Genomic DNA, 12,703 nt, shown 5'->3' with positions numbered 1-12,703 from the left:
TGCCAGGCGCAAGCGTGCCGAGCGTTGTGCGGGTGCTGTGCTCGACGTACGCGTTCAAGCTGCGGGTAGGTCGGCGAACGCCTTCTTCGTCTCGCGGTACCACCCCATGGCCCGGATCGGGTGCCGCCAGCGCCCCTTCATCTCCTCATGCGCCGGCGTGCGGCCCACCCGAGGAAGGGCCGTTCCACCAGCCGGCTTGTTGAGGCGTGGCCGCGGTGGGTCGTACAGCCGGCGCCGCTTGAGAGGATGGATCGCGACGACGCCGAGGATGTGACCTCTGGCCGGGAAACCATGTGTGGTGCGTCAGGCCAGAGGTCATCCCCAGGTCACGACCGGCGGTCGTTACCGACAGCCACCGATCGGGCAGATGCAGGCGACGGTGATGCAGTCACTGCCGCACCTGCACCGGACCGCTGAACTCTGGCACCAGGACTCGCCCGGCTGGCAGTTGCAGTTCTTCGCCGACGCCGTGATTGTGGGCAGGAAACGGCTCACCATTCGGTAGCCGATGCTTTCCGCCATTCTGATCATGAGACCTCCAGTTTGATCGGTGGCCGCGAGCCTACGAGCGACGGGTACACCGGATCCCTGGGAACGGGCACATTGTCGATGTATCCGTTCGGCGTCCGCGGCTGCCGTCGCTGCTCCATCGCTAACAGCCGGGTCAGCGGCGGAAGCCGGAAGTGCTCCGGAGCGACCGTCTCGAGCAGCCCGAAGTCGACCAGCCGGGCCAGTGACGCCTCCATGTCCGCTCGGTTGACGCGGCATACGCGGGCTGCCTCGTCGACCTCGAAGGGCCGCTCAAAGTCCGCAAGTGAGGAAAAGGCGGTCGGCAGCATCGAGTATCGCTTCGACGCATCCGCCAGCGCGGCCAGGAGACTTTCGCGTACGGAATGCCTCCCGACGCTGAGTTCGCTCAGCCGGCAATGCGGTCTGGCGAGCCGGTTCTGGGTGTGCTGGAGCGACCAGTTGCTGCGGGAACTGATCCGATCCGCCGCCGCCTTGATGGCTATCGGAAGTCCGGCACAGTATCCGGCTATCGCCGCAAGAGCGTGCGGCATGGCTCCGGCGGTCGCCGGGCCGACGGCACGTTCGAGCAGATCCACCGAACTGGCTGTGCTCAGCGGGCGGAGCGTGACGGTGCGGCCGATGCCGGGCGCAGGCCATCCGGTGCGGCAGACCACGAGGGCAGCGCTTCCCTCACCCGCGGGAAGCAAGCCCGCCAGCTGATCCGACGTATCGGTGTTGTCGACCACCAGGAGGATGCGCCGACGGGCCAACACCGAGCGCAGAGCCGCACTCGCCTCCGCGCCGGTGTCCGGTGTCGGTACTCGGATGTTCAGCCCACGCAGCAGCCGTTCCGCTACCCGGCGTAGCCTCGTGTCGCCTCTGCCGTACGGCTCCTCGCGAAGGTCAACATAGAGCTGCCCATCCGGAAAGAGGTCTCGGACGGCGTGCGCGGCGTGAATGGCCAGAGTAGAGGTGCCGACTCCCGGCGTGCCGTGAATGAGGACGCCCGTGTACTCACCCGCGGCGGCGTGCTGCAACGCCTCGGTGACCTCGGCAAGTTCGCGGTGTCGGCCCACGAAGACGGCCGTACGGGCCGGGAGCTGATGGGGTGGAACCGTGCACCCGGCCGCGGGGATATCCGTGATCGGCCCGTCCGCGGTCGGTGCCGGGGAGATCACCGCGATCGGCGGCGCGGTGGTGGGCGCCGCGAGGTGCGGTTCCCGGCGCAGGATCGACCGGTGCAGTTCGTCGAGCTCCGGTCCGGGGTCGACGCCCAGGTGGTCGGCGAGCGCCGCACGGGCCTGCCCGAAACTGGCCAGCGCCGCGGAAATGTCACCGCAGCGGTACTGGGCCGTCATGAGTAGGCGCCACAGTCGCTCTCGAAGCGGGTGTTCGACGACGAGACCCGCGAGTCTCGCCGCCACCTGTTGGTGCAGGCCAAGGCGCAACTGGGCCTCGGCATGGTCCTCGACCACGGTGAGATGCTGCTCGTCGAGGGCGCACAACGCCCTGCCCAGCCAGCCGTCGCGGGGGAGGTCCTGGGCGGCGACACCCCGCCACAGGCTCAGGCTCGTGCCGAAGAGCTCGACCGCAGCGCCGGTCTGCCCGGCCGCTCCGGCTCCTCGCGCCCGGGCGGCAGCGGCTCGGAACCGCTCGACATCGAGGTCGAGCCGGTCGGAGCGAAGCGTGAAACCCACGCGTGACGTGGTGAGCGACGAAGGGTCGCCGCCGTACGTCGTTATCCCGCGGCGAAGCGTGGTGGCGTAGGTTCGTAGGTTCTCCGATGCGGAGCGTGGTGGTGCGTCCCCCCAAAGCGCATCGATCAGGCGTTCTGTCGGCACCTGGCGGTCGGCGCCGACGACGAGCGCGGCGAGAAGTAGCCGGGGTTTGAGGCCGTGAATGGCGACGGGTTCACTGTCGGCCACCATTTCCACAGTCCCGAGAATGCGTAGCGCTACTGACACGATGCCCCCGTGGCAGGTCGTCATGTGTTGGCCGGCGATTGTCGCGACCATCGTGATCTTCCGGCGGAGTGGTCCGAGTCGCGTTCGGTCAGTGTGCAACGTGCTTGTGGGGTGGTTTGTGGGGCGTATCGTCAAAGATCAATCAAGGGGGCGGATTGATGGAGTTCCGGCTGTGGGGGCCCATCGAGGTGGCCGGCAACGGCTCGGTACTGGTGATCCGGCCCCCGCAGCAGGCGGCGGTACTGGCCGCGCTCGCGGTCGACGCCGGGCGACAGGTATCCAATGAATCGCTGCTGAGCAGGATTTGGGACGAAGAACCCCCGGCGCAGGCCCGCCGGACGGTGCACACCTATCTGACCCGGATCCGCCGCTCGCTCGAGCAGGCCGGCGCGCTCGAGCACGGCGTACGGCTGACTCATCGCGGCAATGGCTACCTGTTGGAGCTCGGCTCGGCCACCGTGGATCTGCTTGCCTTCCAGGGGCTCGTGGCCCAGGCCCGGCATCCCGGATGTCCCGCCGCGCGGCGAATGGAGCTGCTGACCGAGGCGCTGAGCTCGTGTCGGGGCGAGCCGCTCGCCGGGATGCCCGGCGGCTGGGCCGCGCAGGTCCGCGAGGGCCTTCGTCAGCAGCGTCTGGACGCGGTACTCGCCTGGGCCACGGCAGCGCTGCTGTGCGGCCGGGCGACGGAAACCGTCGGTCCGCTGATCGACCTGGTCGGCGAGCATCCGCTGGTCGAGTCCGCGGTGGCCGCGCTGATGCGCGCGCTGCAGGCCACCGGTCGCAGCGCGGACGCGCTCGACCGCTACACGCAGGCCCGGCAACGGCTGGCCGAGCAACTCGGGATCGACCCCGGGCCGGAGTTGCGGTCAGCCCACCGGGAGGTGCTCGCCGCCGGCCCCCAGCCGCTGCCGGCGCTCGCACCGGAGCGGGCGCCGGCCCAGTTACCGCTGGACGTGGCCGGTTTCGCCGGCCGTGACTCCGCGATGGCCGAGTTGGACGACCTGCTGGCCGGATCGCGGCGCAGTCCGGCCGCGGTGACCGTGGTGGCCGTGTCCGGCACCGCCGGGGTGGGAAAGACCGCGCTCGCGGTGCACTGGGCACACCGTCACCGCGGCCACTTTCCGGCCGGCCAGCTCTTCGCCGACCTGCGGGGGTACGGGCCCGGATCGCCGGTGCGGCCGGTCGAGGCCTTGGCCCGGTTCCTTGTCGCCTTGGGCATGCCGGCGGCCGAGGTGCCGGCCGGCGAGGAGGCGGCCGCGGACGCGTACCGTAGCCTGCTGGCCGAACGTCGGGTGCTGGTGGTGCTGGACAACGTCGCGACAGCCGACCAGGTTCGGCCACTGCTGCCGGCCGGGGCGGGATCGTTCGTGCTGGTCACCAGCCGGGAGCAGCTCGGCGGGCTGGTGGCCCGGGAGGGCGCACGCTCGCTCACCCTCGAGGTGCTGCGGCCGGAGGAGTCGCGTGCGCTGATCACCGGGTTGCTCGGCGACGCCAGGCTGGCCGCCGAACCGGCGGCGGCGCAGCGGCTGACCGAGGTCTGCGCCCATCTGCCGCTCGCGTTGCGGATCGCGGCGGCGCACCTGGTCTTCCGGCCCGGAGAGACCATCACCGGCTATACCGGACGGCTGGACCCGGCCGACCGGGTGACCGCGCTACAAATCGAGGGCGACGAGCAGACTGCCGTGCGGTTCGCCTTCGACCGGTCCTACGCGACGCTGCCCCGCGACGCCCGACGCGTGTTCCGGCTGATCGGCCTGAACCCGGGTGCCGATCTCACCTCGCCGGCCGCCGCCGTCCTGGCCGGGGTGCCCGTCGCCGAAGCGGAGCGGCTGCTCGACAGGCTCACCGCCGCCCATCTGGTGCAGCCATACCGGCCCGGCCGGTTCATCTGTCACGACCTGTTGCGCCTCTACGCGGCCGGCCGGGCGGAAGCGGAGGACGCCGGTGAGGAGCGCGATGCTGCCGTCGGCCGACTCCTGGAGTGGCAGTTGTCCACTGCGGAGGCTGCAATCCGGCTCCTCTATCCGGAGAAACGGCGGGTCGAAGCGGAGAAGCTCCCCGGACCGGCCGCGGCCGGCTTCACCGATAAGAAGTCGGCGCTGGACTGGCTGGAGGCGGAACGCGCGAATCTGGTCAGCTCCGCACGCTTCGCCGCGGGCTCGGGCCCACATCGGTATGCCTGGCAGCTGGCGGGTGAGCTGCGCGCATATTTCTGGAACGCCGGTCACGCCCCGGCCTGGCAGGCGATGAACCAGGCCGGTCTGATCGCCGCCGAGGTGGCCGGGGACCTTCAGGCCCAGACCGCGATGCGGTTGAACAGCGGTGCGCTCAGCTGGCGGCAGGACCGTTACGACGCGGCCATCGAGCATTACCGGGCGGCGCTCGGCCTGGCCCGCCGACTCGGCCGCCGCGACCTGGAGACGGACGCCCTCAGCAGTCTCGGCGCCGTTTTCCGGCAGGCCGGCCGGCTCGACGACGCGATCGGTCCGTTGCGCGAGGCCATGGTGCTCGAACAGGACCAAGGTACGCTCCGCCCGGGCACCGTCGGACGCCTCGGATCGGTCCACTGGGAGCTGGGGCAGCTGCAGGAGGCCGCCGAGATGCACGCCAGGGCACTGACGATGTACCGCACGATCGACTCCGCCGCCGGCCAGGCCGTCGCGCTGGCCAACCTTGGCGAGACACACCTGCTGCGCGGCAAGGCCGGCCCGGCCGCCGAGCATCTGAGCCAGGCGCTCGGGCTCTATCGGGAGATCGGCAATCGGGACGGTGAGTCCGAGGCGCTGTGCGGTCTCGCCGTCGCGTATTCCTATCAGGACCGCGCGGTGACCGCGCTCGACATGGCCGACGCGGCGCTGGAGACGGCACGGCAGCTCGGCCGGATCCGGTCCCTCGCGGGCGCGCTGAACGCCGTCGGCCACGTCCACCTTCGGGCCGGGCGCCCGGCGGAAGCGGCCCGTTGTCTCGCAGAGGCTCTCGACCTGGCCCGCGAGATCGACCACCGCTATCCGGAGGCTGACACGCTCGCCCTGCTGGCGAGCGCGCGGCTGCACCTCGGCGAACCCGAATGCGCACTCGCGCTGGCCGAGGAGGCTCTCGCGATCGCCGCCGGGGCCGGCTATCGGATCGTCGAGGGGCGCGCGCGTGGGGTCCTGGCGGCTGCGTGGGAAGCGCTGGGCCGTGGCGAGCCGGCCGAGACGGAGGTCCATCGGGCGCGCCGGCTGCGCGACCAGACCGGCTACGGGCTACCTCCGCTGGTGCTCGAGCCTCGCTGACCTTCCACCCGCCGGACGCATCCTCGCTCGGGCCCCGATGGCGAGCGTGTACGGCGCGCGCCACAAGAAGCGCCGAAAGGGCGGTCCAACCGGCGCGGTGATGGCGTGTATGGCCGATGTAGTTGTTCTGTACCGGCTCTGGCTAGCGTGACCGGCGCTCGCTTAGCTGGAGGTGTGGTCCGATGGCCTTTCTTGTCGCCGCGGTGGTGCTGGTCGCTGCCTTGGCCTTGCTGAACCTGCTGCTCACGCTCGGCGTGATGCGCCGACTGCGCGAACAAGCCGAGCTGCTCTCGGCGCGCGGCTCCGGAGAAGGGGTCGACCAGGGAGTGATGCCGGCCGGTGCCACGATCGGCGAGTTCGTCACTTCGGCAGTGGACGACACGGCGGTCACCTCGCAGGACCTGTCGGAGGACACGCTGGTGGGGTTCTTCTCGCCGCAGTGTCAGCCGTGCCGGGACCGGGTGCCGGAATTCATTTCATTCCTGGAATCCGTGCCGGCCGCCGAACGAAAGGCACTCGCTGTGGTGATCGGTGACCATTCGGACACCTCCGAGATGGTCGCTCAGCTGACTCCGGTGGCCCGGGTCATCACCGGAAGCGCGGCCGAGCCCATCGTGGAGGCGTTTGACACCAAGAGTTACCCGGCGCTGTATCGCATGGGGGACGACGGCCTGATCGCTGCGAGCGGGCACGGCATGTCGGTCTTGCCGGCGCTCGCGGCTGCGTGAGCCGCCGCTCCGCCCGTGACACCGGTACCGCTGGTATTGATTCCGGAGGTCCTGGTGTCGGCGCGCGGAACATCACCGCCGCCGCCGGCCGGTCGCTGCACCTCGCGGTGTCGGCTGCCCCTGGTCACGTGATCGGCTTTGCGATCGCGTTGCTCGTCCAGGCCCTGGTCCCGGTGGGCACCGCCTGGGCGACGAAATTGCTGCTCGACGGATTGTCCGCGCACCAGGGTACGGCCCGAACCGTCACACTGGTGGTGGTGCTGCTGGCCGGTCTTGGCCTTCTGGGCGGTGTGCTCCCGCAGGTGGTGACGTACCTCCAAACGCAACTCGAACGGGCTGTCGGGCTACGCGCTCAGGACAAGCTGTACACGTCCCTGGAGCGGCTGGTCGGTCTCGGCCGGTTGGAGACTCCGGCCTTCCAGGACCGGTTGCGGCTCGCCCAGCACGCCGCCGGCATGTCGTCGAGCTCCACGGTGACGGACCTGTTCACCATCGTCGCCGGAATGGTGACCCTGGGCGGCTACCTGACCTCCTTGACCGCCATCAGCCCACTGCTCGGCGGTCTGACCGTCGTGGCCGCCCTGCCGGTTTTGGCAGCCGAACTGGCCATGGCCCGGCGGCGGGCGACCACCGCATGGAGCCTCGGGCCGGTGGAACGGCGCGAGTTCTTCTACAGCAGCCTCCTGTCCAGCATCGAGGCCGCAAAGGAGGTCAGGCTGTTCGGGGCAGGATCCTTTCTGCGCTGGCGGATGCTGCGTGAGCGCCGGGCCGCCAACATCGTCAGGCAGCGTCAGGACCGCAGGGAGCTGTTGGTACAGGGGCTTCTGGCGTTGCTCAGCACGCTGGTCAGCGTCGGCGCCCTCGCCTGGGCGGTTGCCCGGGCCTACGACGGACGGTACTCCGTGGGTGATGTCGCGCTGCTCCTTGCCGCAGTCGTCGGGGTTCAGGGGGCGGTCACCACACTGGCCCGGTCCGTCGCGCGGGGCCACCATCAACTGCTCCTCTTCGGACACTACGTCGCCGTACTCGCGGAGCCCCCCGATCTGCCGACGTCTGCCCGACCGCGGGCGGTGCCGCCGCTGCAACACGGGATTGAGTTTCGCGACGTCTGGTTCCGGTACGCCGACGACCACCCCTGGATTCTGCGCGGGGTGGATCTGTTCATCCCGTACGGTCGAACCGTAGGACTCGTCGGCCGTAACGGCGCGGGAAAAAGCACTCTGGTGAAGCTCCTGTGCCGGCTGTACGACCCGACGCGGGGGGCTATCTACTGGGACGGCGTAGACCTCCGCGAGTTCGACATCACCCGGCTGCGCGATCACATCAGCACGGTCTTCCAGGACTTCATGCACTACGACCTGTCCGCGGCGGAGAACATCGCCTTCGGTGACGAGTCCGCTCTGCGCAACCGGGAACGGGTGATCGGCGCGGCGCGCACCGCGGGCATTCATGACGAGCTCAGCGTCCTGCCGCGTGGGTACGACACCCTGTTGACGCGACTCTTCAAGAGCGAGGAGGAGCGTGACAACCCCGATACCGGCGTGCTGCTCTCCGGGGGGCAGTGGCAACGGGTGGCGCTGGCCCGTGCTTTCCTGCGGGCGGGCCGCGATCTGATGATTCTGGACGAGCCGAGCGCCGGCCTCGACGCGCTCGCCGAGCACGAGATCCACGACACGGTCACGACCCAGCGGGACGGGGGAACTGCCGTGCTCATCTCGCATCGCCTCGGCACCCTTCGGGCGGCCGACCACATCGTCGTGCTGGCCGACGGCCGAATTGCCGAGTCCGGCACCCACGACGAGCTGATGCTTGCCGATGGCCGGTACGCGGAGCTGTTCCATACGCAGGCCCGGGGCTACGCCGACCAGCCGAAACCACTGAGCGCTCAGGAGTGAGGAGCAAGCCCTGTGACGTACCTGCATTTCGGCGGCCGGTGCCTCCTGGCGCTGGTGTTCGCGGCGTCAGCCGTCTCAAAATTGCGCGGCCCGAGCGCGTTCCAGGCGTTCCGGCGCGGGATCACTGCGATGCGTATCCTGCCCGACCGGGCGATCCCGCCGGTGGCCGTCGTCGTGGCCGGCCTCGAAGCGGTCGTGCCGGTCACGCTGCTGATACCGTACGCCGAGCTGGTGGGCCTGGCCCTCGCCATCGTCCTGCTGGCGGCGTTCACCCTCGGAATCGCCTTGACCCTGCGGCGCGGCACGGTCGCCGTCTGCCCCTGCTTCGGCGTGTCCGGTTCACCGTTCGGATGGCGGCACATAGCCCGTAACAGCGCGCTGCTCGCTGTCGGCGCGTCGGCCGCCTTCGCCACTCGAACCGACGGTCTGCCCGCTCCGCCAGGAATGGCGATCGCCGTCGTCGTCGCCGCGGTGCTCGCCGTACTGGCGATCTCGTTCGACGATCTCACCGATGTGTTGCTCGGCCCGGTACGCAAGGACGCTCGATGATCTGGGCCGTGACCGCCACCGGAGTCGCTACGGTCGCGCTCGCGCTGGCGCTCCTTCGGCGACGGTACGTTGTCGTTGCCGTGGCGGGTCCGAGCATGTTGCCCGCGCTGCGTGACGGCGACGTCGTGCTCGTCCGCCGCGCTCCGGTCGCCGCCGTACGGCGGCAGGATCTGGTCGTGCTGCGTCAGCCGCCCCCGTGGCGGGGAATTGACTCGTGGCGGGACGGCAAACCTTTACCCGAGACCGGAAGCTGGGGCGCGAGCGGCCGTCGGCGCCCGGCCCCGGCATGGATCATCAAGCGGTCCGTGGCGACCGCCGGCGAGCCGGTGCCCGAGGCGTTCTCCGCGTCCGTCGCCCAGCTCGGGTGCGTGGTGCCGGATGGCTGCGTGCTGGTGCTCGGTGACAACCGATCATCCAGTGTCGACTCGAGGCGCTTCGGATACGTTACCGAGGCTGACGTGCTCGGCATCGTCGTACGTCGGTTCTATCGACCGATTGCCGCGCCGGTCGAATCGATGTGAGCGCCAGTTGTATCGCTTCCATGCGGTGGCTGTACGGCGTCCTCCTACGGTTGGCCGACCCTGATGTCAACCGAGAGGTAGATCATGTTCAAGGCAATGGAGGAAATCGGCTATCGCGTCGTCAGCCGTTTCCTGCCGACGATCACGGCGTCGGCGAAGAATTGCAACTGCCAGCCGGGCGAGGGCTGGTGCCAGAACAAGGCGAACAACAACTACTGCACCTGCAAGAGCGACTGCATCAACGTGACGTGTTGGTGCAACCCGGCAGGCTGCGGCAAGTAATCCCGGTGCCGGTGCCCACGCCTCCGGGCGTGGGCACCGGCCGGTTTCCACCTTCGCATCAGTTGTGCAGGTGGAAGACGTCACCGCGCGGGGCGAAGGGGAGCCGGGCGTCCAGCGGGATGAGGAAGGCGTGCGGGCGCCGGACGCGGAGCACGTCGCATTCGCCGTCGGTGATTATCAGCAGGGGGCCGTCCGGCGGAAAGTCTGGTGCTCGTTCCAGCAGGTCGATCGCGGGTTGCAGGACGGTGCCGCCGCGGCCGCGTACGCGTACCCGGCCGGCGATGTCGTCAACCGGTAGGTAGCCCGCGTCGTAGGCGGCGGCGTCGCAGAACACCACCCGGGCGGCCGGGACGTCGCGGGCCGTCGCGTACGACGCGATCGCGCCCAGCGCCTTGCCCATCAGTTCGTGGTTCATCGAGCCGGAGGTGTCCACGACGACGCCGAACGTGCAGCGCCGGATCTCCTCCTGTGGGGTGTGCCATCCGGGCCGGGGAATGTCCGGCGTGCCGGCCTGCCGGCGCGACGGGCGGGCGTACGTGCGTCGCCGTTCGGGTGCCGGCACGTGCTCGTCGAACCAGCGGGCCAGCTTGACGTCCCACGGCAGCGGCGGCTGGTCCAGTACGCGGATCTCCGCGACCAGGCCGGCGGGCAGCAGGCCGCGCCCGGTGCCCAGGTGGTAGGCGTACCCGGTCAGCAACGCCCGCCGGTAGTAGTCGTCCAGATCGACGCCGCCGGACCGCGGCCCGTGCCACGGCAGCGGCTCGCCCAGCAGGTCGCCGCGGCCGGTCCCGCGCAGGGTGGCGAGTTTGCGCATTCGTCGCAGGTCCCGGGCGATCCGGTCGTAGACGTCCTCGGCCGACGCGCCGGCCAGCTGCGGGTCGTACAGCAGGCCCTCCGGCATCGTGCCGACGCCCATCTCGACGAGCCAGCCGTTGACCACGTAGTCGCAGGCCACGTTCCACAGCTGCGGCTCGCGCGGGCCGACCCGGTCGCCGTGCCGGAGCGCGGCGTGCAGCATCTCGTGGGCCAGCACGAACCGCCACTCCGGTTCGGACATCGCGCGTAGGGGGTTGACGTAGATTTCGCCGGCTGCGGGGGAGACCGCGGCGATCGCGATGTCCCAGCCGCGGGCCAGTTCCGGGTCGGCGACCACGGTGATCCGGGCGGCCAGCGCGCCGAGCAGCGGGTACGAGCCGATGAACCAGCTCAGCGCCCGCTCCCACGGCTTGCGCCGGGCCACCGGGTCGGTGAGCGAGGTGCGGGCGCCGCCGGCCACCTCGACCGCGGCGCTCGCCGCCCCGGCGAGTCCGATCGCGAAGCGCACCGGCCAGTTCGGCTCGCGGCCCGGTGCGGTGGTCACCGGTGTCGGGTCCAGATCGGGGGTGCCCGCACCGCATCCGGCGAACTCGGCTGGTACGCCCGCGTGTCGCCACTCGCGCAGCAGGAGCTCCTCGTCGGAGCTGGGCAGGTCGGCCGGGAACAGGGCCGGCTCCCGGCCCAGCTTCACGGCCCGCTGGAAGCGGGTGACGACCAGGCAGGCGACATCGAGGTACGGCTGGTCGCGTCCCGCCGCCGGTTCGAGGTGGCCGAAGCCGAGGTGCAGCAGGCAGTGCGCGAGCACCCAGGTCCACTGTTCCTCATCCAGCCGGCGGCCCTTGTTCGCCCGGATCCGGCCGTCGGCGCAGACGCTCGCGTAGCCCAGCGCCGAGTCTTCCACCAGGGCTGCGCCGACGCTCGGTCGCGGCCACGCGCCCGCGGTCATCGGCGCGAACATCGGGTGGCGGGACAGCGCCTGCCAGGCCGCCTTGAAGGCGATGGTGTTCGGATCGGGTTCGTCGCGGGAACCCTTGCGGCGGCCCATCAGGCCCGTGCCGCGACGAGCCGCGGCAGGTCCCGGCTCACCTCGACGAGAAACCATGCCGGGAGTACGGGGGTGCCGTCGTCCTCGGCCGCGATCACCAGTTGGCCACACTCGAGGGAGAGCCCAGCCAGCTCGACGAGCAGCGCCTTGGCCCGGTGCGCGAAGTGCCGGACCGCCGCGGGCGCCTTGTCCTTCTCGGCCGGCAGGTCCTTGATCAGCCGGGCCCGGAACGTCTCGGCCAGGAAGTAGAGCAAGTCCCGGTCGGCGGGCGCGGCCGGCCAGCCGGCGTCGCCACGCAGGATCGCCTCCAGCCCGTAGCGGTGCCGGACGATCTTCAGGTAGCCGCAGAAGGCGGCGGCGTGCACCGGGCTGAGCGTGCCCGCGGCGAGCAGGCGAAGGGTGTCGTCGTCCACCCCGTCGCCGTAGGAGTGCAGAGCGTCGGAGAGCATGTGCCAGCTGCGCGGTGTGGAGAAGACCTCCTCGGTCTTGGGCGGCGCGGCCCACAGGTGGTCGGGACGCTCGCCGAGGTAGCCGATGATCCACGGGTGGATGGCGGCGCCGAGCGCCCAGTTCAGCCAGTCGGTGTGCGACGCCCGCAGGTGGACGTGGATGAGCCGGTTGACCAGTGCCGAAGCCATCGGCCGGGCGAGCGCGTTGTCGCTGGCCCGGTTGCCCGCGCCGATCACGATCGAGCCGGGCGGGAGCTCGTACGCCCCGATGCGGCGATCCAGGATCAGCGAGTAGAACGCCTTCTGGACCTCGGCGCTGGACGAGTTCAGCTCGTCGAGGAAGAGACAGTACGGCTCGTCGCGGGCAATCATCTCGGGCGGCGCGAATCGGCTGCGTCCGTCGCGCAACTCAGGCACGCCGATCAGATCCTCGGCGGCCAGTTGGGTCCCGACGAGCGTGACGCAGTCCAGCCCGAGCGACGCCGCGAAGTCACGGACCAGCGAGCTTTTCCCGATTCCGGGCGCACCCCACACGAAGACCGGCCGCACGACCGCCACATGCAGCAACAGGTCGGGCAGCCCGGCCGGGGTAACGGTGATCGCCGAGTGCACGCCACTGAGTGTGCGCCAAGATCAAAAGAACGGGTACCTGATTTACGTCGTCGGTCG

Annotated in this window: 10 protein-coding genes; 7 read left to right on the top strand and 3 right to left on the bottom strand. The window is 70.3% G+C overall.

Annotation, left to right across the window (positions count from 1 at the left end):
- Nucleotides 1-379 precede the first annotated feature (379 nt).
- Nucleotides 380-505, top strand: coding sequence for a hypothetical protein (locus tag ODJ79_RS46100; protein WP_263030100.1), 126 nt, complete (start codon nt 380-382; stop codon nt 503-505).
- A gap of 22 nt (nt 506-527) precedes the next feature.
- On the opposite strand, the gene ODJ79_RS46095 is transcribed toward ODJ79_RS46100, so the two are convergent.
- Entirely contained in the window at nt 528-2,525 is a 1,998-nt protein-coding gene (locus ODJ79_RS46095) for a BTAD domain-containing putative transcriptional regulator (protein WP_263030099.1), read from the bottom strand.
- A 107-nt stretch (nt 2,526-2,632) separates the two neighbouring features.
- Between ODJ79_RS46095 and ODJ79_RS46090 the strand changes: the two genes are divergently transcribed.
- The 6 genes from ODJ79_RS46090 to ODJ79_RS46065 all read left to right on the top strand — a co-directional run bounded on the left by ODJ79_RS46090 (nt 2,633) and on the right by ODJ79_RS46065 (nt 9,724).
- On the top strand, nt 2,633-5,749 hold the full coding sequence (locus ODJ79_RS46090) for an AfsR/SARP family transcriptional regulator (protein ID WP_263030098.1): 3,117 nt from the start codon (nt 2,633-2,635) through the stop codon (nt 5,747-5,749).
- 182 nt (nt 5,750-5,931) lie between these two features.
- Nucleotides 5,932-6,477 (top strand): hypothetical protein, encoded by a 546-nt coding sequence (locus ODJ79_RS46085; protein ID WP_263030097.1) that lies wholly within the window; start codon nt 5,932-5,934, stop codon nt 6,475-6,477.
- A complete protein-coding gene (locus ODJ79_RS46080; RefSeq protein WP_263030096.1) occupies nt 6,474-8,372 on the top strand; it encodes an ABC transporter ATP-binding protein in 1,899 nt (632 codons plus the stop codon). Before ODJ79_RS46085 ends, ODJ79_RS46080 begins: the two co-directional genes overlap by 4 nt.
- A gap of 12 nt (nt 8,373-8,384) precedes the next feature.
- Nucleotides 8,385-8,921 (top strand): MauE/DoxX family redox-associated membrane protein, encoded by a 537-nt coding sequence (locus tag ODJ79_RS46075; protein ID WP_263030095.1) that lies wholly within the window; start codon nt 8,385-8,387, stop codon nt 8,919-8,921.
- Nucleotides 8,918-9,442, top strand: a complete 525-nt coding sequence (locus ODJ79_RS46070; protein ID WP_263030094.1) for a S26 family signal peptidase — start codon at nt 8,918-8,920, stop codon at nt 9,440-9,442. Before ODJ79_RS46075 ends, ODJ79_RS46070 begins: the two co-directional genes overlap by 4 nt.
- An 84-nt stretch (nt 9,443-9,526) precedes the next feature.
- Nucleotides 9,527-9,724 carry a hypothetical protein gene (locus ODJ79_RS46065; RefSeq protein WP_263030093.1) on the top strand — a complete coding sequence of 66 codons (198 nt, stop codon included), beginning with the start codon at nt 9,527-9,529 and terminating at the stop codon, nt 9,722-9,724.
- Between the two features lie 58 nt (nt 9,725-9,782).
- Here the strand turns inward: ODJ79_RS46065 and ODJ79_RS46060 are convergent, their stop codons facing one another.
- Complete coding sequence (locus ODJ79_RS46060) at nt 9,783-11,585, bottom strand: DUF2201 family putative metallopeptidase (protein ID WP_263030092.1); 1,803 nt, start codon at nt 11,583-11,585, stop codon at nt 9,783-9,785.
- Nucleotides 11,585-12,646 carry an ATP-binding protein gene (locus ODJ79_RS46055; protein WP_263030091.1) on the bottom strand — a complete coding sequence of 354 codons (1,062 nt, stop codon included), beginning with the start codon at nt 12,644-12,646 and terminating at the stop codon, nt 11,585-11,587. Before ODJ79_RS46055 ends, ODJ79_RS46060 begins: the two co-directional genes overlap by 1 nt.
- Nucleotides 12,647-12,703: the final 57 nt, after the last annotated feature.

Origin of the sequence: Actinoplanes sp. KI2, from assembly GCF_025630775.1 — a bacterium.
Classification (GTDB): Bacteria; Actinomycetota; Actinomycetes; order Mycobacteriales; family Micromonosporaceae; genus Actinoplanes.
The sequence above is the reverse complement of the archived record's forward strand: the minus strand, read 5'-3'. Positions and strand labels throughout refer to the sequence as shown.